The organism is Arthrobacter sp. TMT4-20 (genome assembly GCF_054510775.1).
The window spans coordinates 152965-171743 of sequence record NZ_JBTNDW010000006.1 but is presented as its reverse complement, the minus strand read 5'-3'; the positions used below and the strand labels follow the sequence as shown (position 1 = coordinate 171743).

At 64.4% G+C, this 18779-nt stretch carries 18 protein-coding genes and 1 tRNA gene; 12 read left to right on the top strand and 7 right to left on the bottom strand.

All coding sequences use genetic code 11. The features are described from left to right. The first annotated feature begins 17 nt into the window (after window positions 1–17). Both der and ACX80Z_RS08025 read left to right on the top strand, forming a co-directional pair. A complete protein-coding gene (der, locus tag ACX80Z_RS08030) occupies window positions 18–1562 on the top strand; it encodes a ribosome biogenesis GTPase Der (RefSeq protein ID WP_019481386.1) in 1545 nt (514 codons plus the stop codon). A gap of 163 nt (window positions 1563–1725) precedes the next feature. Then, window positions 1726–1799, top strand: a tRNA-Pro gene (locus ACX80Z_RS08025). A gap of 79 nt (window positions 1800–1878) precedes the next feature. Here ACX80Z_RS08025 and ACX80Z_RS08020 read toward each other — a convergent pair. The 5 genes from ACX80Z_RS08020 to ACX80Z_RS08000 all read right to left on the bottom strand — a co-directional run bounded on the left by ACX80Z_RS08020 (window position 1879) and on the right by ACX80Z_RS08000 (window position 5246). Continuing rightward, window positions 1879–2169 carry a hypothetical protein gene (locus ACX80Z_RS08020; RefSeq protein ID WP_459315502.1) on the bottom strand — a complete coding sequence of 97 codons (291 nt, stop codon included), beginning with the start codon at window positions 2167–2169 and terminating at the stop codon, window positions 1879–1881. A 163-nt stretch (window positions 2170–2332) separates the two neighbouring features. Further along, window positions 2333–2875: a carboxymuconolactone decarboxylase family protein gene (locus ACX80Z_RS08015; protein WP_459315501.1), complete on the bottom strand. Its 543-nt coding sequence runs from the start codon at window positions 2873–2875 to the stop codon at window positions 2333–2335. A gap of 106 nt (window positions 2876–2981) precedes the next feature. Beyond that, window positions 2982–3680, bottom strand: coding sequence for a Crp/Fnr family transcriptional regulator (locus tag ACX80Z_RS08010; protein WP_459315500.1), 699 nt, complete (start codon window positions 3678–3680; stop codon window positions 2982–2984). Between the two features lie 98 nt (window positions 3681–3778). Further along, window positions 3779–4246: a hypothetical protein gene (locus ACX80Z_RS08005; RefSeq protein ID WP_237715198.1), complete on the bottom strand. Its 468-nt coding sequence runs from the start codon at window positions 4244–4246 to the stop codon at window positions 3779–3781. 298 nt (window positions 4247–4544) lie between these two features. Beyond that, window positions 4545–5246, bottom strand: coding sequence for a type 1 glutamine amidotransferase domain-containing protein (locus tag ACX80Z_RS08000; protein WP_459315499.1), 702 nt, complete (start codon window positions 5244–5246; stop codon window positions 4545–4547). Window positions 5247–6028: 782 nt separating this feature from the next. Here ACX80Z_RS08000 and ACX80Z_RS07995 point away from each other — a divergent pair. The 4 genes from ACX80Z_RS07995 to ligD all read left to right on the top strand — a co-directional run bounded on the left by ACX80Z_RS07995 (window position 6029) and on the right by ligD (window position 9838). Then, complete coding sequence (locus tag ACX80Z_RS07995; RefSeq protein ID WP_459315498.1) at window positions 6029–7651, top strand: polysaccharide deacetylase family protein; 1623 nt, start codon at window positions 6029–6031, stop codon at window positions 7649–7651. Between the two features lie 122 nt (window positions 7652–7773). Then, window positions 7774–8217 (top strand): thioredoxin family protein, encoded by a 444-nt coding sequence (locus ACX80Z_RS07990; protein ID WP_024477539.1) that lies wholly within the window; start codon window positions 7774–7776, stop codon window positions 8215–8217. Further along, entirely contained in the window at window positions 8198–8728 is a 531-nt protein-coding gene (locus tag ACX80Z_RS07985; protein ID WP_459315497.1) for a DUF4395 domain-containing protein, read from the top strand. Before ACX80Z_RS07990 ends, ACX80Z_RS07985 begins: the two co-directional genes overlap by 20 nt. Before the next feature lie 87 nt (window positions 8729–8815). Further along, the gene (gene ligD / locus ACX80Z_RS07980; protein WP_459315496.1) at window positions 8816–9838 is read left to right on the top strand and encodes a non-homologous end-joining DNA ligase; all 1023 of its coding nucleotides are present in this window, start codon (window positions 8816–8818) and stop codon (window positions 9836–9838) included. A gap of 18 nt (window positions 9839–9856) precedes the next feature. Here ligD and ACX80Z_RS07975 read toward each other — a convergent pair whose 3' ends face one another. Then, window positions 9857–10903 (bottom strand): ATP-dependent DNA ligase, encoded by a 1047-nt coding sequence (locus tag ACX80Z_RS07975; protein WP_019481375.1) that lies wholly within the window; start codon window positions 10901–10903, stop codon window positions 9857–9859. Window positions 10904–11039: 136 nt separating this feature from the next. Between ACX80Z_RS07975 and gcvH the strand changes: the two genes are divergently transcribed. The 5 genes from gcvH (at window position 11040) to ACX80Z_RS07950 (ending at window position 14090) form a co-directional block, all read left to right on the top strand. Next, window positions 11040–11426: a glycine cleavage system protein GcvH gene (gene gcvH / locus ACX80Z_RS07970; protein WP_019481374.1), complete on the top strand. Its 387-nt coding sequence runs from the start codon at window positions 11040–11042 to the stop codon at window positions 11424–11426. A gap of 104 nt (window positions 11427–11530) precedes the next feature. Beyond that, the gene (locus tag ACX80Z_RS07965) at window positions 11531–12025 is read left to right on the top strand and encodes an FHA domain-containing protein (protein ID WP_024477542.1); all 495 of its coding nucleotides are present in this window, start codon (window positions 11531–11533) and stop codon (window positions 12023–12025) included. Between the two features lie 10 nt (window positions 12026–12035). Beyond that, window positions 12036–12785: a transcriptional regulator FtsR gene (gene ftsR, locus ACX80Z_RS07960; protein WP_019481372.1), complete on the top strand. Its 750-nt coding sequence runs from the start codon at window positions 12036–12038 to the stop codon at window positions 12783–12785. A gap of 9 nt (window positions 12786–12794) precedes the next feature. Further along, entirely contained in the window at window positions 12795–13301 is a 507-nt protein-coding gene (locus ACX80Z_RS07955) for a bifunctional nuclease family protein (protein ID WP_459315495.1), read from the top strand. A 195-nt stretch (window positions 13302–13496) separates the two neighbouring features. Continuing rightward, window positions 13497–14090 (top strand): MerR family transcriptional regulator, encoded by a 594-nt coding sequence (locus ACX80Z_RS07950; RefSeq protein ID WP_019481370.1) that lies wholly within the window; start codon window positions 13497–13499, stop codon window positions 14088–14090. A 126-nt stretch (window positions 14091–14216) separates the two neighbouring features. Here ACX80Z_RS07950 and ACX80Z_RS07945 read toward each other — a convergent pair whose 3' ends face one another. After that, window positions 14217–15053 (bottom strand): ParA family protein, encoded by an 837-nt coding sequence (locus ACX80Z_RS07945; protein WP_024477544.1) that lies wholly within the window; start codon window positions 15051–15053, stop codon window positions 14217–14219. A 311-nt stretch (window positions 15054–15364) separates the two neighbouring features. On the opposite strand from ACX80Z_RS07945, the gene ACX80Z_RS07940 reads away from it, so the two are divergent. Next, a complete protein-coding gene (locus ACX80Z_RS07940; protein ID WP_116779165.1) occupies window positions 15365–18772 on the top strand; it encodes a pyruvate carboxylase in 3408 nt (1135 codons plus the stop codon). Window positions 18773–18779 lie beyond the last annotated feature (7 nt).

Genomic DNA, 18779 nt, shown 5'->3' with positions numbered 1-18779 from the left:
AACGAAGGAATGCACTCATGACTGACAACCAGGCCCGCCCTGACATTGAAGGGGCAGAAGAGTTTGAGCCGACCGGCGAGGACTCGATTGCGGAGCGCCTGGCCGGAATCGACGACGACGAAGCCGAGATCCGCGCGCGGTCCCTCCGGGCCGGACTCGACGACTATGACCTCGACGAGGAAGACGCTGCCCTGCTGGCGTTGGAGCCCGAGGACTATGACCCCGACGCGCCCCTGCAGCTCGACCCGGTACTTGCGATCGTCGGACGTCCCAACGTCGGCAAGTCCACCCTGGTCAACCGCATCCTCGGCCGCCGCGAAGCGGTAGTCGAAGACACCCCCGGCGTCACCCGTGACCGGGTCATGTACTCAGCAACCTGGAACGGTCGCGGGTTCACCCTCGTGGACACCGGCGGCTGGGAGCACGACGCCCGTGGCATCCACGCCCGGGTCGCCGACCAGGCCGAGATCGCCGTCGACATGGCCGACGCTGTCCTGCTGGTCGTCGACGCCACCGTTGGCGCCACCGCCACCGACGAAGCCATTGTGCAGATGCTCCGCAAGAAGAAGAAGCCGGTCATTCTCGTCGCCAACAAGGTCGACGACATCCAGAATGAAGCCGACGCGGCCACCCTGTGGGGTCTCGGCTTCGGCCAGCCCTGGCCCGTTTCGGCCCTGCACGGCCGCGGGACCGGCGACATGCTGGACCAGGCGCTCGAGGTGCTGCCGAAGTTCTCGGCGCACGGCGGACTGGAACGTTCCGGCGGTCCTCGTCGGGTTGCCTTGATCGGCCGCCCCAACGTCGGCAAGTCCTCGCTGCTGAACAAGCTCGCAGGCAGCGACCGGGTAGTGGTGGATCCGCTGGCCGGAACCACCCGCGACCCGGTCGACGAAATGATTGAGCTCGACGGCCGTGTCTGGCGGTTCGTGGACACCGCAGGCATCCGCCGCCGTGTGCACATGGCACAGGGCGCCGACTTCTACGCGTCGCTGCGGACCCAGTCGGCCCTGGAAAAGGCCGAGGTGGCAGTGGTGCTGCTGGCCGTGGACGAGGTGCTCAGCGAACAGGACATCCGGATCCTCAACCTCGCCATGGAGTCCGGCCGTGCCCTGGTGCTGGCGTTCAACAAGTGGGACCTGATGGACGACGAGCGCCGCAAGTACCTGGAGCGCGAGATCGAGCAGGACCTGGCCCATGTCGACTGGGCGCCCCGCGTGAACATCTCGGCGCTGACCGGCTGGCACAAGGACCGGCTCACCCCGGCCCTGGACCAGGCCCTCGAATCGTGGGACACCCGGATCCCGACCGGACGCCTCAACGCGTTCCTCGGCGAGCTGGTTGCTGCCCACCCGCACCCGGTCCGCGGTGGAAAGCAGCCCCGGATCCTCTTCGGCACGCAGGCCTCCTCGCGTCCGCCGAAGTTCGTCCTCTTCACCACCGGGTTCCTGGATCCGGGCTACCGCCGGTTCATCCAGCGTCGCCTGCGGGAGACCTTCGGCTTCGAGGGAACGCCCATCGAGGTCGCCATGCGGGTCCGCGAGAAGCGCGGCAAGAAGAAGTAGCAAGGAACGGCCCTCAGGGTCAGGATTGCCGCTCTCTAGCGGCAATCCTTGGCCCGGTGGCCGTTTTTACCTGAGAAACCTGTTTCCGGCTCGTCTGGTTCGTCCGGAGGCCTGGCATGCGATAGGATTCTTCAGGTGGTTCGGCCTTCATTGGTCGGCCAATCGGGATGTGGCGCAGCTTGGTAGCGCACTTGACTGGGGGTCAAGGGGTCGCAGGTTCAAATCCTGTCATCCCGACAGCGAAAAACCCGCCGATCTAGGCTTTGCAGCCCGGATCGGCGGGTTTTTCTTTGCCCGTGGGTTATCTGCGCCGGGACTATTTTCGTTCCAGAACCCGCCGACGCACCTTACTGGCATCCACCCAGACGTACCGGGCGAGGCTCTTCTCAACCCATTGGATGCGGACGGCTGCGTCGGTCCACCCGAGGGCGAAGGCCTTGACCGTGGCTGTGCCGCCGTCAGCGTAGGTAAGGTCGGTCCACAGCGGGATCGTTGCCTTGGTGGTATGCACGTCCGCCGGGTCAGGTGCATTCACCTGCAGGGGCCGCCGCCAGTTGCGTGCCCCGGGAGCCATGCCCCAGCTGTCACCGTGAAACTTATGCCCCATGGGCACGAGGATAGCCCCGGCCAATGACAGACGGGTCTCCCGGGTCTGCATCCCGGCACCCATGACCAGAAGGCCGTCATCAGTAGCTATCTCATTACCCGGTTGGAGGACATGTAGACCCTGCCGCGAACGGACGGCAGGGTCTACATGGGTTTGCGAGGAGTTAGAGGCTGGGTGCGGCTGGGATGTCCAGGTCGGTGTCGACGAGGTGGTTGAAGTAGTTGGTGAACAGGTTCAGGGCCACGTGGGTGAATAGTTCCGTGAGTTCGGTGTCTGACCATCCGGCGTCGAGGGCGGTTTGCCAGTCTGCGTCCTTGACCGACCCTTTGTTCGCGGTGGCCTGCCGGGTTAGTTCCAGCAGGGTTGAGAGTTTGTCGTCGAAGTCGATATTGCCGTTGCGGATGGCGATGGTCTGATCCTCGCTGAGTCCAGCGGCTTTGGCGCCCACGGTGTGCGCGGACTGGCAGTAGGTGCACTCGTCGACGTTGCCGACTACCAGAGCAATGGCTTCTCTGGTGCGCGCGTCGAAGGTACCGTAGTCACCGATGACCTGCTGGAGGGCGACGTAGGACTGCAGGACAACGGGGGAGTGGGCCATGGCGCCGTGAATGTTCAGGACTTTCCTGAACTGTTTCCCCAAAGCAGCGAGTTCGTTGCTGCTTTCCTTGGGAGCGGTTTCGGGAGTGTGGACGGTAACGCGGGTCATGGTGCTCCTTCTTTGGGTATCGACTACAGGAAAGTTTTCGGTGGAGGGGCTTTCGCGGGCACCACAGAAGGTCTGACGTTGGGGCTGATATGCCGGCGCCCGAGGGTTAGGAAGTGGTGCGGGAAATTCGGCGCAGTCCTTCGGCGTCTTCGATGATGATCCGGCCGCGGCCTTGCCGGAGCAGTTTTTTGGCGGCGAAGTCGGACATGGTTTTGCTGGTGGCTTCGCGGGTTGCTCCGAGCAGTCCAGCAAGTTGTTCATGGGTGAGTTTCACGGCTACCGAGTGCGTGAACCTGCTGCGTGGGGCCGCGTCGGCGAGTTTGAGTAAGGTCGCTGCGGTTCGGGCTGAAAGGGGCCGCAGTGCCATGTCGGTGAGACGTTCTTCCAACCTGGCGACTTGTTCGCCGAGTAGGCGGGAGATTTTCACCGCCAGTTTGGGGTTTGAAAGGAAGTGGTTTTCGACATCTGCTGCGCTGAGCTGGCACACCGTTGATTCTTCGAGCGCTTCGGCATAGTTGTCGTACATTTGCATGCCTATCAGCACCATCTCGCCGAACACCGCGCCGGGTTCAAGGATTGCAATGGTGAGAGTTTTCCCATCCTCGGCTACCCGGAAAATCCGGATCCGCCCTGCTTTGAGGATGAACAGGGCCTTGATGGGCTGACTCTGGCTGAAGAGGATTTCACCACTGTGAAAGAGCCGGGGCGGAGACACCCTGTCGAGAGCATCCATGTCCTCGGCTGTGAGGTCAGCGAAAAGCTCCACGGCGTTGAGGCAGCTGAAGGGCTCCCCGGATTCGGTCAAGGGTTCTCTCTCCCGTTCATGTGGCGCCCAAACCGTCGCTGTTTTGCCAGCTGCGGAGACAATGGTGGTTAAGCAGGCGGCCACCAGGTTCGGCGTGGTCACCGGCCACGTCGGATAATGAGGGCCGCTACCAGTCCCAGAATAAGGCCATAAACCGCGTGTCCCATCAATGAGACACCAGACCCCGCGTCGAGGGCGAAAATGGGCATGCCCATTATGGTCGGCATGATCAGCAGCGGGCCAAGAACCCACCACAGCATGCCATAGACGCCGCCCACGACGGCGCTGATAATCAAGCCCTTTCTCAGCAATCCAGCACCGGGTACCGTCAGGGTGAGTCCGATCAACACCGAAATCGTCAAATGGACCAGGAAACCGACGATCGCCGAGTTTGAGCCAACCAGTGAGGCAATCATGCTCAGCATTCCCATGGTGGACATCAGAATCCCGAATACGATCCCGCCGGCAAGACCGCCCAAGGCCCCGGCCATAACACGGGTTCCGGTGGAGGTGCCGGGGTCAGTTGCGGATCTTTTCGCCCGCGTCTCGCTATGTGCTGAACTCATGTCCTTGCCTTCCTATCAGTGGTACTTACAGACGATAGACAGGCCAGAACTCAGAGTTCTGCAATCTAGGACACAGTGGGCATCAGGCGACTAATTCGTGGGCCTGGCTGTCGCTGGGTGCCGGGCCCACCCGGGACCTCCAGCGCACCCCCGCCAGCCCAGCAGCGCCAGCGCCGGGGGGTGCACCGGGATCGTTCCCGAACTAGGGCGCGGCCGACCTTGGTGGAACAGCGGTGGCGGGCACTTCGGAGGGTGTTTGCCGCAGACCGCGCCCTATTCGCCCCCTGCGGTGATTGGCTTATTCGGCTAGGGCGTTGATGACGGCGAGGGCGACGTCGTGGCTGGATTGGGGGTTCTGGCCGCTAATCAGGTTGCCGTCGCGCACCACGAAGGATGACCAGTCAGCGCCCAGCTCCACTACGGCGCCCTGCTCCTGCAATGCGGTCTCCACGAACCACGGGGTGTTCTCCCCGGTTCCCCCGGATAGCTCCTCTTTGTTGGTGAACACGGTCATCCGCCGGCCCTCGAAGGCGAACCTTCCGTTTCCGTCCACTGCACTGAGCAATCCGGCAGGACCGTGGCAGAACGGAGCGATGATTCGCCCGCTGTCGTTGGCGGCGATCAGGGTGCGGCCAAGGTCCTCGTTCTGAAACAGGTCAGCCATCGGGCCGTGCCCGCCTGGCAGGACCACAGCGTCGTAAATCGCGGCGTCCACTTCGGCGAGGACCAGCGTTGCGGATAGTTCATCGTCGATGGAGGTGATGTACTCCCGGAACTCATCGACTTTCTCCTGCCCTCCGGCCATTTCCGGGGCGAGGCTGACCTGGTCGAACGTCGGCTTCACCCCGCCAGGGGAGGCGATGTGGACCGTGTGTCCGGCGCCGAGGAGGGTCCGGTGGGAAACCACCAGTTCCTCGGCCCACACCCCGGTAGGGTGCTGACTACCGTCCTTCATCGTCAGGGAATCAGCGGCCGAAACGACCATCAGAATCTTTGCCATGGCGTTTTTCTCCTTTGTGATAGCAGGTAGACCCATGCACGGACCCCTGTGAAGGAACCTGTGCTTGGACCCCTTCAGTGGGGGCATAGGGTTTGCCTGAGACGGTCCGCAGGATCACGAAGCTGGCGTGGTCAGGCGGCTCCACGCGGCCAGATCGAATTCAGGCACGGGCTGCGTGGGAAGAAGTCTCATTACCCCGCTCAACCAGCCCCGCAACGTGGGTATTCCCCGTTATCCGCCGTCACTGCGGTGTGGCCGGCCTGCAAACCGCTCGCCGACGACGTCGCAGCCCTCCTTGGTTCGTGGATGGCGAGCGCGCGACCCGCGGAGGCGGGTTGTTCCGGCAAGACGCCACGTCTGATCGCGGGGCCCCTCCCGAAGGCAATAGGGCCAATCACCACGGACATGCGCCGAGCCCTCGACGAGCGCTGCGTCCTGACCGAAGCGCGAGCAGGTGCCGTGCACTCACAACCGTTGTCGATGCCGTTCAAACCTGCCTCTATCAGCGGTCTCTCTGGCACCTGCCAACCCCGGTGACAACACCCCCTGGATCATGAGCGACTGGGGGCGGCAATCATGCCGGCAGGCCAGCAGGCCAGCACACCCACATCCTGCACCAGAAACAGGCTACGAAAAAGGTAACGGGGGAAGTAGCGCGGCGCTACCGCTGAGGTGAGCAGACCACGGACTAAAGACCCTAATCCAATCGTGCCCAGCGGAGTTAGATAGCAGATGAGCAGGAAAGTCCCTCAACTTGCGACTCGAGAGGTAAGGGCAAAATCATGAGCGGGAGCATCATCGCGAGATGGCGTGCGGGCGCGGCGGCTGCGAAGCGGAGCGTCATCGTGGGTGGCCTCGTGTCAGGGCTCGTACTGACCGGTGTGGTTCCCACGGGGACCGCGGTCGGAGCGCCGGCCTACACCGCTCCAGGGATGACCGTCGAGGAGTCACCTGCCGCACTGCCAGCGCAGACTCTGCCGTCCAACCCCTCCATCGGCTTTTCGTCGCCCTACCGGATTGGGCATGGATGGACAGCCTCACGAACGATCTCGGTCGGCGACTGGGATGGCAACGGTTTCAGCGATCTGATGCTGATCGCGTCCGACGGCCGACTCCTCTATTACGCGGCCAACGCTCGGGAGCGTTTCGCGTCCCCCCGCCAGATCGGGAACGGCTGGCTGGTCGCCGAGAGCGTCCAGGGTGGCGTGGACTGGAATCGTGACGGTGCCCTCGACCTGATCGCACGCTTCAAGGACGGGCGATTGATGCTGTACCCCGGCAACGGTTCGGGTGGATTCCTCGCTGCGCGCCAGATCGGCCATGGTTGGCTGACCATGCGGACGTGGACGCCGGTGCAGCAGTCCGTCAACGGGTATCCCGCTGTCGTGGCCACCGACAAGGCCGGCTTCATGCACGTCTACCCGACCAACGGCACCGGTAGCTTCCTTCCCCGTATCAGACTGGGTGGAGGCTGGCTCCCCATGCGCCAGGTCGTGGGAGCGGGCGACTGGGACAAGAACGGCCGCTCTGATCTGCTCGTTGTGGACAGCGAGGCCAGATTGCGCCTCTATGCCGCCTCGTCCAGCGGCACATCGTTCCCCATGACACAGATCGGAACGGGGTGGTCCGCCTTCCCGAAGATCTTCGCCACTCAGCTCGACCCTCGCGCCCAGACGATCTGGGCGGTGCGGACGGACGGCGCCCTGTATGCCTATCCCGCGAAGTACAGGGGCCCCAACGCCGCATTCGTACCATGGCCATCCGTCCCCACCAGGTGGGATGACACCGACTGGGAGTCCTTCCCCACGACGCGCCCCGTCGTGGCCCTTACCTTTGACGGCGGTGCCTCCAATGCGGGGGTGACCTCCATCCTCAACACTCTCGACCGGTATGACGCGACGGCGTCCTTCTTCGTGACCGGCCAGTTCGCGCGTGCATATCCTGCCAGCGTGCGCGCCATGGCAGCTGACGGATACCCCGTCGGCAACCACTCCAACACCCACCCGTATTTCTCGCAGCTCACCAACGAGGCCATCCGGCTCGAACTGGCGCGAGCGGAGGCCGCCATCTGGCCGCTCACCGGCAAGACGACCATGCCCTACTTCCGGTTCCCCTACGGCGATCGGACTCAGCTCGACATCGACGTCGTCAACGGTTTTGGTTACGTTCCGTTCCGTTGGACGGTGGACACGTTGGGCTGGCGAGGGACATCTGGCGGCATCACCGCCTCGATTGTGTGCCAGCGGGTCCTGAACACGGCCCGTCCCGGCCAGATCGTTCTGATGCACGTGGGTTCCAACCCGAACGACGGCACCGCCCTCGACGCCGCCGCCCTGCCCTGCATCATCGAAGGGTTGCGCGCCAGGGGCTACGGCTTCGTCACGGTGGAGGCTCTGCTGGACTGATGGAGTGCCGCATCACCGGTCCGCGTCACCCGGCCGGCTTGTAGCCTCCCTCGGCGGTGTGCATACGACGAACTGTGACGCCGCCAGGTTCAGTCCGGGGTATGCGGTCGTATCTTGGAAGAGTGAACCCTTTCGTGGCCGCCGCTATCGTCGTCGTGCTGGTCCTCGGTGCCCTCGGCATCGGACTGGCCATGCGTCACCGGTCTGGCGGCAAGCGCTCCGTGCAGGTGGGGGAGATCGCCCCGGCGGACGTGGACCTCGCGGTCCTGGGCGAACGCGCGACAGTGGTCCAGTTCAGCACCGCTTACTGCTCCCGCTGCCCTGGCGTACGACGGGCCCTCACCAACACGGTCAGGGATTACGACGGCGTCGTGTACACCGACGTCGACCTCACCCACCGGCCACATCTCGCCTCGCGGCTGAAGGTGATGCAAACCCCTACCGTGCTCGTCGTCAATCCGAACGGCGATGTCGCTGCACGCTACGCGGGCGCGGTATCAGTGGCGTCCATCCGTGCCGAAATTGACACCCTGGAAGGACCCGGCGATGACCGCCTTGCCTCATAACCCCTCGACCACACCTCTCCCCGGTATTGACCCTCGTGGCCCACGGTTTGCGGCCGCGTTGACGGCCTGCCTGCTGCTGGTCGGCACCTTCTTAGCTCTCCTGACGGCGGACGCGACTCCGCGCCTGAGTCTCGCGGAAAGGGTGTCCGACCCCGGGTTCATGATGCTTGCGATCACCGCCATCCTGTTCGCCTGGGGCTTCACGTCCCCACGGACCGCTCTCTGGGGCGTGCTGTTCCGCAAGGTTCTCAGCCCCCGGCTCACACCGCCGGTCGATCGTGAAGACCCTCGACTGCCACGTTTTGCTCAGGTGGTCGGCTTCATTGTGGTGACGATGGGACTGCTGCTGCACCTCGCGGCCGTCCCGTGGGCGCTTCCAATCGCCGGAGGTGCCGCGTTCGTCGCCGCGTTCCTGAACGCAGCGTTCGGACTGTGCCTCGGCTGCCAGTTGTACCTGGTCCTGGCGCAGGCCGGGCTCATCCGGCCACGAGGCGGACTCGCCGGCGCCTGAGCGAGGCAGCTCAAACGAATCACTGTCTCACGACCGGTCCTGACACCTTCAGCGGACAAGGCCGGTGCCCGGGAGTATGTTGGAGCCATGGCATCTGAGGCAACAGTCCTGTCCGTTGACGGACCCCACGGCACCCGCGACGTGCGGATCTCCAGTCCCAGCCGGGTGCTCTGGCCCGATCTCGGTATCACCAAGCTCGACCTCGCCAAATACCTCGTCGAGGTGGGGGAGGCCTTCGTCGCTGCCAACGGCGACCGCCCCCTCGCCCTGCAGCGGTTCAAGGACGGAATCGACGGCGAACAGTTCTTCTCCAAGAACCCGCCCACGGGTGCACCCGACTACATCCGATCGGTGCCCGTTATCTACCCGAGCGCCCGATCCCACCCGCAACTCGTCATCGATGAACCTGCCGCCGCCGTCTGGGCAGCCCAAATGAACACCATCGTTTTCCACCCCTGGCCGTCACGGGCCGAGAACTCCGACAACCCTGACCAGTTGCGCATCGACCTGGATCCCCAGCCGGGAACCGATTTCGACGACGCCGTCCCCGCCGCAATCGAACTGCGCAAGGTGCTCGAGGAGGCCGGACTCAACGCCTTCATCAAAACCTCCGGCAACCGGGGGCTCCACGTCTTTGCCCCGATCGAGCCGGTCCGGGAGTTTCTCGACGTCCGCCATGCGGTGATCGCGGCAGCCCGCGAACTGGAACGCCGCATGCCCGACGCCGTCACCACCGCGTGGTGGAAAGAGGAACGTGGGGAGAAGGTGTTTGTCGACTTCAATCAAGCCAACCGGGATCGCACCATCGCCGGTGCCTACAGTCCACGGGCCCTGGCCCACGCACCGGTCTCCTGCCCGATTGGGTGGGATGAGCTGGAGAGCGCCGACCCGAAGAACTTCACCGTCCTCACGGTGCCCGAACGGCTGAAAACCGTCGGCGATCCGTGGGCCAGCTTCCACGAAAAGCCCGGCACCATCGACAAACTGCTCGACTGGTGGCAGCGCGACCTTGACTCCGGTCTCGGCGAGCTACCCTTCCCGCCGGACTACCCGAAGATGCCGGGGGAGCCCTCCCGCGTCCAGCCCAGCAGAGCGAAGAAGGACAAGTAGGTTCTCGGGTTTTATTCTCTAGGCGAGGACCTCATTCAGGTCATACGCCACCGGGACCTCCAACTGGTCGAAGGTGCAGGACTCGGGGTCGCGGTCCGGCCGCCACCGGGAAAACTGGGCGGTATGACGGAAGCGTGAGCCCTCCATCTGGTCATAGCGCACCTCCATCACCCGCCGCGGGTGCAGCCGCACAAAGGACACATCCTTGCCGGAAGCGAACCGGCTTCGATCGGTTTCCCCACGGACAGGCTCACCTGAAGCATCGCGCACGACGTCGGACGCCAGCTCATCGACCAGCTCCAGCCGGCGTTTGTTGGTGAACGCCGACGCGCCGCCCACATTGCGCAGCTCGCCGTCGTCGTACAGCCCCAGCAGCAGGGACCCGACACCGGCGCCGCTGGTGTGCACCCGGTAACCGAGGACGACGACGTCGGCGGAGCGGTGATGCTTGATCTTGAGCATGCGGCGCTTGCCAGGCTCATATCCGGCGTCCAGCGGCTTGGCGACGACGCCGTCGAGCCCAGCTCCCTCAAACTCGACCAGCCAACGGCGGGCGAGCTCTACGTCGTCGGTCGTTTGAGACACATGGACAGGGGCAGCGAACGCACCAGCAATGCCTTCCAGGGCGGCCCGACGCTCAGCGAAGGGTGAGCTCATCAGATCCTTCGACCCAGCAGCCAGCAGATCGAAAGCGACGAACGAGGCGGGTGTTTCCTCGGCCAGTAACCTGACCCGGCTGTCGGCGGGGTGGATGCGCTGCGACAGCGCCTCCCAGTCCAGCCGCTCATTGCCGGGGGAGCCGGTGCGGACCACAATCTCGCCGTCGACCACGCAGCGCTCCGGAAGGGACACCTTCAGCGCCTCAACCAGTTCCGGAAAATACCGGGTGAGCAGCTTCGACCCGCGGCTGCCGATCTCCAGGGTGTCGCCATCGCGGTGGATGATGGCTCGGAATCCGTCCCATTTCGGTTCGTACAGCAGGCCGCCAGCCACACTGTCCGGCTCGGGCACATCGCTGACGGCTTTGGCGAGCATGGGCTGAACGGGGAAGGGGAGATCGGTCATGAACTGATCTTTCCTCACTCGGCGAGCTGAGGGTAGTCCACCCCTGCCCATCGTCCAATCACTATGCCTATACTCGATCAGTGGCATCCAGCGGACGTCGCGCCCAGTCACACCGGAGTACGACGAAAGGCTGCCCATGAGCAACGTTCCAGATAACCTTCACTACACGGCTGAGCACGAATGGGTGACCCCGCCAAGTACCGACGGTGTGGTCCGCGTCGGCATCACGGACTTCGCGCAGGACGCTCTCGGCGACGTCGTCTACGTCCAGATGCCGGAGGCCGGCTCGCCGGTGACCGCGGCCGACGTCGTCGGTGAGGTGGAATCCACCAAGAGCGTCAGCGACATCTACGCGCCTGTGACCGGTGAGGTGGTGGCCCGAAATGAGGCCCTTGAGGACAATCCCGCGCTCATCAACTCTGATCCCTACGGTGAGGGGTGGCTCCTTGAAATCAAGGTCGCCGATCCATCCGTCGTGGATGAGCTTCTGAGTTCATCGGATTACTCACAGCAGGTAGGCTAGGGGTACCGGCTCGTCCGGCACAACTAGGCAAGATCACCGTTGCAAGGACACGGTGGCCAACCGGTCGTTCGACTGGTTGGCCACATATTTTGGGGAGGAACACCATGGTTGGCAACGAGAACGCGGCCACGTATGGCGGAAGAGAAAATCAGGCGCCGTCGCCGGAGACCACCACAATTGGGATCCCGGCGCTAGCCCCCACCGCAGTGGACCCAAAGCTGTCCCCGGAAGAGCAGGCGGCGGTCGCCGCGCTGCCTAGCACCTCTGCCTTGCTCGTGGCTCATACCGGCCCCAATTCCGGCGCCCGCTTCCTCCTGGACCAGGACGTGACAACGGTCGGACGCCACCCCAACGCTGATATCTTCCTCGACGACGTTACGGTGTCCCGTAAGCACGCCCAGTTTGAGCGGACCGACACCGGATTCACCGTGCTGGATACCCGTAGCCTCAACGGCACCTACGTCAGCAACGACCGGGTGGACAAGGTTGCGTTGCGCAACGGCAACGAAATCCAGATTGGCAAGTTCCGCCTGACCTTCTACAGCGCCCGGACAGCAGCGCCACAGCAGTCACCAGTTCAGCCTCTCGGACAGGAATAGGTCCCGCTGCATGCCCTCACCCCAGCCAGCTCGGCGCACCGTAGGACTCGCACCAGAACGAGTCCACGGCAATGTGCTCAACATCGGCGAGGTCCTCACCGAACTGTCCGGGGACTTCCCGCAGATCACTGCCTCCAAAATCCGGTTCCTGGAGGAAAAAGGGCTGATCTCCCCTCAGCGCACCCGGGCCGGATACCGGAAGTACGCGCCGCATGATGTGGAGCGCCTCCGCTTTGTGCTGGCACTGCAGCGGGACCAGTACCTGCCGCTGAAGGTCATCAAGGACTACGTGGACGCGATCGACCGCGGTGAGAAGCCGGAATCGCTGCCCGGCGGTATGACCCTGTCCCCGCGGATGGTCTCGGACCAGATGTCCCGCGACCTGCACTCCCACACCCGCTCCCTGACCCTCGAAACTCTGACGGCCGAGGCCGGCGCCAGGCATGCCCTGGTGCTCGATCTGGTGGGCTTTGGCCTGATCGCCCCGGTTGACGGCCGCTTCGACGAACATGCCCTCCGCGTCACCCGGGCATGCGTATTGCTGGAGGGCCACGGGATCGAACCCCGGCACCTCCGCCCTTTCCGCGCCGCAGCTGACCGCGAACTGGGCCTCGTTGAGCGGGTTGTGACACCCGTCGCTTCCCGTCGGGACGTGGCCTCCAAGGCACGCGCCGCCGAAATGGCCCGCGAAATCAGCGAGCTGTGCCTGAACCTGCACACAGCGTTGGTACAGGGCCACATTTCCCGCATGGATAGCTAGGGGGCCGCAATGCTTGAAGTAGAAGTCGTCGGAGTCCGAATCGAACTGCCCTCCAACCAGCCCCTGGTGCTGCTGAAGGAAACCAAGGGGGAACGCCACATCCCGATCTGGATTGGCGCCCCGGAAGCCAGCGCAATCGCCTTCGTTCAGCAAGGCATTGTCCCGCCCCGGCCCATGACCCACGACCTCCTCGTCAGCGTGGTCAGCGCCCTCGGCCGCGAGATCAGCCAGGTCCGGCTGATCTCCGTCGAAGATACCGTTTTTCACGCAGAGCTGGTGTTCGACGACGGCACGGCGGTGAGCTCTCGCGCATCCGACGCCATCGCGGTCGCCCTCCGCGTCCCCTGCCCCATCTACTGCGCCGTCTCCGTCCTGGACGAGGCGGGCGTGGAGATCACCGAGGCAGCTGACGACGACGACGATACGCCCGCTGCGCCCCCAGTCAACACCGAACGGGAGTTGCGCCAGTTCCGCGAGTTCCTCGCCGACGTGGAACCCGAGGATTTCGAACGTTAAGGTTCCGACACGCCAAACTCTTTATGCCCTGCATCTTTGACCTGGAGTGCCCGGCGATCTAACGTCGAAGCATACGGTTTCATTGCACTACCCATTAACTCAGGGCAGACTTGAGAGCAAACCCTGAGAATCCGGTGCGTGCCTAGTGCCTACCGTCCAAGTATTCCCACGGTTATCAGAACGAGGAGGCAGCACGTGAGTCCCAAAGGCGACGCCGGTACGGGTTCCAACGCGGTTGCGTCCGGATCCGGGATCCCGGCCAGTGCGCAGGGCCTGCTGTTCACCGAAGATCTCCCCGTCCTTGATGAAGACGCTGGCTACCGCGGTCCCACTGCGTGCAAAGCGGCCGGCATCACGTACCGCCAGCTAGACTACTGGGCCCGGACTGGCCTCGTGGAACCAGCAGTCCGAGGCGCCTCCGGTTCGGGCACCCAGCGACTGTACGGTTTCCGGGACATCCTGGTACTGAAGGTCGTCAAACGACTGCTCGACACAGGCGTCTCCCTCCAGCAGATCCGCGCCGCAATTGAGCACCTCCGCGAACGCGGCGTCGAGGATCTAGCCCAGATCACCCTGATGAGCGACGGCGCCAGCGTCTACGAGTGCACCTCGGCCGAGGAAGTCATCGACCTGGTCCAGGGTGGCCAGGGCGTATTTGGCATTGCTGTCGGCAAGGTCTGGCGTGAGGTGGAAGGCAGCCTCGCGGCCCTCCCCAGCGAACACGCAGCCGATCAGGACTTCCCCGACGATGAACTCAGCAAGCGCCGGGCCACCCGCAAGATCAGCTAGGGCCTAGCAAACCCACCTATGGATTAGGCGAGGCCCCCTTCGAGCAGGCGAGAGCCCCCCTGAGCTAGGCGAGGCCCCTTCGAATGAGGCGAGAGCCCCCTGAGCTAAGCGAGCCACCTCGTTCCCTCAGGCGCGTCGGGCCACCCGGCTTCTCAGCCGGCCGGAATCCACCAGGTTTTTCAGCAACTCATCAAAGTAGCCGGCGGCATTGCGCGCCGATTCGCCCGGCCAATGGTGCACCGAGTGGGCGGCACCCTGGATCTGCTGCCAGTTCGCCTGCTCAGTAATGGTGGGACTCAATAGGAGATCACCAAACATCTGGCGCATTTCCGCGAGGCGGAACGCGTGCTCGTTCGAACCGGGACGTACCCGGTTGGCGACAATCCCTGCGGTGGACAGATTCGGCGCAAATTCTCGTTTGAACAGCTCGATAGCCCGCATGGTTCGCTCTGTGCCTGCCACCGAGAACAGGCCCGGCTCGGCGACCAGCAGCACCCGGTTGCTGGCGGTCCACGCCATCCGGGTCAGCCCGTTGAGGGATGGCGGGCAATCGATGAGGACCAGCCCATAACCCTCCAGACGCGACAGCAGGGTGGTGAGCCGTCGCAGATCCCGCCGTCCCAGATCTGGTCGGTCGTAAATACCCGAGTAGGCGGAGCCCACTGCGACGTCGAGAACAGGTGCCTTCCCCGACAACGGCGGGTTCTGTTGGATGGCCGAAGCCACCCAACCGCTGGGCACCACGTTGGCTCCGAGGTCGCCGCGACGCGCAATCTTCAGCAGACGGCCGATATCGAGTTGATCAGCGGATCTCACACCCAGACCGGTCGTGGCGTCAGCATGCGGGTCCAAATCAACGACCAGGGTCGGGATTCCAGCGGCAAGCGCTGCCGAGGCCAATCCGAGAGTCACGGACGTCTTGCCGACACCGCCCTTGAGGCTGCTGATGCTCACTACTTGCACTTGTTAAACCAATACCTAACATCTCGTGTGCGCGGCTGCCGGACGTCGCGCCAGCGGGAATCCTGGGCCGCAGTTTGAGCCGGCGGCCCCTATTTCGTCTGGGTTTGGTCAGTTCCGCATCAATGGCGGTCGACCTACCGTTCCATCATAGGTGAGCGGTAGGGGTTCCGAAGTCAGCGGTGCCAGGGACGCCGGTCAGATGTTGAGAAAGGTTAAGAGGTCGACGTCACAGCGCGGTAGGGTGAGGATTGCCGTGATGCAGGACACGGACGCACGTATCCATTGGTGAGATGCACGGACGCAGGAGAGCAATGTTTTCGAAGATTCTGGTAGCTAACCGTGGCGAGATTGCCATCCGTGCCTTCAGGGCTGGCTTTGAGGTGGGGGCTAAGACGGTTGCTGTGTTCCCGTACGAGGACCGCAACTCGATCCACCGGCAGAAGGCTGACGAGGCTTACCTCATTGGTGAAGAGGGTCACCCGGTCCGCGCCTACCTGGACGTAGACGAAATTGTGCGCGTCGCCAAGGAATCCGGGTGTGACGCCATCTACCCGGGCTACGGTTTCCTGTCGGAAAACCCGGGACTCGCCCGGGCCGCCGAAAAGGCCGGCATCACCTTCGTCGGACCGCCAGCCGATGTGCTGGAACTGGCGGGCAACAAGGTCCACGCGCTGGAGGCCGCCCGCAAGGCAGGCATCCCGGTCCTGAAGTCATCCCAGCCGAGCGCCGACCTGGACGAGCTGATCGCCGCGGCTGACGAGATCGGGTTTCCGATTTTCGCGAAGGCGGTTGCCGGCGGTGGCGGTCGCGGAATGCGCCGCGTCGACAAGCGGGAGGCGCTGCCCGAGGCCCTCGAGGCTGCCATGCGGGAAGCCGACTCCGCGTTCGGTGATCCGACCATGTTCCTGGAACAGGCGGTGCTCCGCCCCCGCCACATTGAGGTGCAGATCCTCGCGGACGCGCAGGGCAATGTGATGCACCTGTTCGAGCGGGACTGCTCCATTCAGCGCCGGCACCAGAAAGTCATCGAGATTGCTCCAGCTCCGAACCTTGATGAGGGCATCCGGCAGGCCCTGCACCGGGACGCGGTCGCTTTCGCCACCGCCCTGGGTTATGTCAACGCGGGCACCGTCGAGTTCCTCGTCGACACGGTGGGGGAGCGGGCGGGCCAGCATGTCTTCATCGAGATGAACCCCCGCATCCAGGTGGAGCACACCGTTACCGAGGAGATCACCGACGTCGACCTGGTGCAGGCGCAGCTGCGCATCGCCGCGGGTGAGTCCCTCGCGGACCTTGGCCTGAGCCAGGACAGCGTCCAGGTGCGGGGTGCTGCCCTGCAGAGCCGCATCACCACCGAGGACCCCGCCAACGGTTTCCGGCCCGACGTCGGACAGATCACCGCCTACCGGTCCGCTGGCGGCGCCGGGGTGCGGCTCGACGGCGGCACCGTCTACGCGGGCGCTGAAATCAGTCCGCACTTCGATTCGATGCTGGTGAAACTGACCTGCCGTGGTCGCGATCACAAGTCGGCCGTGACCAGGGCCCGACGCGCCCTGGCCGAATTCCGGGTCCGAGGGGTGTCGACCAACATCTCCTTCCTGCAGGCCGTCCTTGACGATCCCGACTTCATCGCCGGCGACGTCGCGACCAACTTCATCGACGAACGCCCCGAACTGCTCACCGCCCGGGTCTCTGCAGACCGCGGGACCAAGCTGCTGACCTGGCTGGCAGATGTGACAGTCAACAAGCCCCACGGTGAGCGGCTCGTGGAAATCGACCCCGCCGACAAGCTGCCCGTTGCTGGTGAGGGCGAGGCGCCCCCAGGGCCGGGGTCGCGTCAGCGGCTGCAGGAACTCGGTCCCGAGAAGTTCGCTGCCGAGCTCCGTGCCCAGAAAGCCGTCGCCGTCACCGACACCACTTTCCGCGACGCGCACCAGTCGCTGCTCGCCACCCGGGTCCGCACCCGTGACCTGGTGGCCGCCGGCGACGCCGTCTCCCGCCGGACACCCCAGTTGCTGTCCGTTGAGGCGTGGGGCGGTGCCACGTACGACGTCGCACTCCGGTTCCTCGGTGAGGAACCGTGGGAGCGTCTCGCAGCCCTGCGCAAGGAACTGCCAAACATCTGCCTGCAGATGCTGCTGCGAGGCCGGAACACGGTCGGTTACACCCCGTACCCCGAGGAGGTCACCGAGGCCTTCGTGAAGGAGGCAGCCGAGACCGGCATCGACATCTTCAGGATCTTCGACGCACTCAATGACGTCTCCCAGATGGAACCAGCCATCCGCGCGGTCCGTGCCACCGGTACCGCGGTTGCCGAGGTTGGCCTTTGCTACACCTCCAACATGCTCGACCCCGAGGAGAAGCTTTACACCCTGGAGTACTACCTCGAGTTGGCGCAGCGGATCGTCGACGCGGGCGCCCACATCCTGGCGATCAAGGACATGGCCGGCCTGCTGCGGCCAGCGGCAGCCGCCCAGCTCGTCACTGCCCTGCGTGAGCGTTTTGACCTGCCCGTTCACCTCCACACCCACGACACCGCCGGTGGCCAGCTGGCCACGCTGCTCGCCGCCGTGGACGCGGGAGTGGACGCCGTCGACGTCGCCAGCGCCTCCCTCGCGGGGACCACGAGCCAGCCCTCGGCGTCGGCCCTGGTCGCGGCCCTGGCCAATACTGAACGGGATACCGGGATTTCGCTGGCGGATATCTGCTCGCTGGAACCCTACTGGGAGGCAGTCCGGCGCGTGTATGCCCCGTTCGAGTCGGGGCTGCCAGGACCTACAGGTCGGGTGTACCGGCATGAGATTCCGGGTGGCCAGCTGTCCAACCTTCGCCAGCAGGCCATCGCCCTGGGCCTCGGGGAACGGTTTGAAGCTATCGAGGACATGTACACGGCGGCGGACCGGATACTTGGGCGGCTCGTGAAGGTCACCCCGTCGTCGAAGGTGGTGGGGGATCTCGCGTTGCAGTTGGTGGGGACCAACGTGGATCCCGCCGACTTCGAGGAGAATCCGCAAAACTACGACATCCCCGATTCGGTGATCGGTTTCCTCAGCGGGGAACTCGGGGATCCTCCCGGCGGGTGGCCAGAGCCCTTCCGCACCAAGGCCCTGCAGGGCCGCGAAATCAAGGTCCGCGACGCGGAGATCAGTGCCGAAGACCTGGCCGCGCTGACCGGGGATTCGAAAGTCCGACGCGCGACCCTCAACCGGTTGCTGTTCGCCGGCCCCACCAAGGATTTCCTGGCCACCCGGGAAACCTACGGCGACGTGTCGGTCCTGGACACCCGCGACTACTTGTATGGCTTGCAGCAGGGCAGCGAGCACGTTATCCCGCTCGAAAAGGGTGTCCGGCTGATCGCCACCCTCAGCGCGGTGTCGGAGCCTGATGAGAAGGGGATGCGCACGGTGATGTGCACGCTGAACGGGCAGATGCGACCCGTCGTCGTGCGTGACCGCAGCATCCACAGTGATGTCAAGGCGGCGGAGAAGGCGGACAAGTCGGCGCCGGGCCAGATCGCTGCGCCTTTCGCCGGTGCTGTCACCGTCACGGTTGCCGAGGGGGACACCATTGAGCAGGGCGCGACGATCGCCACGATCGAAGCGATGAAGATGGAAGCCGGAATCACCTCACCGGTGGCAGGCACGGTCAAGCGGATCGCCGTCGACGCCGTCTCCCAGGTGCAGGGCGGGGATCTGCTGATGGTGATCGAGACCGCCTAGCCGGTAC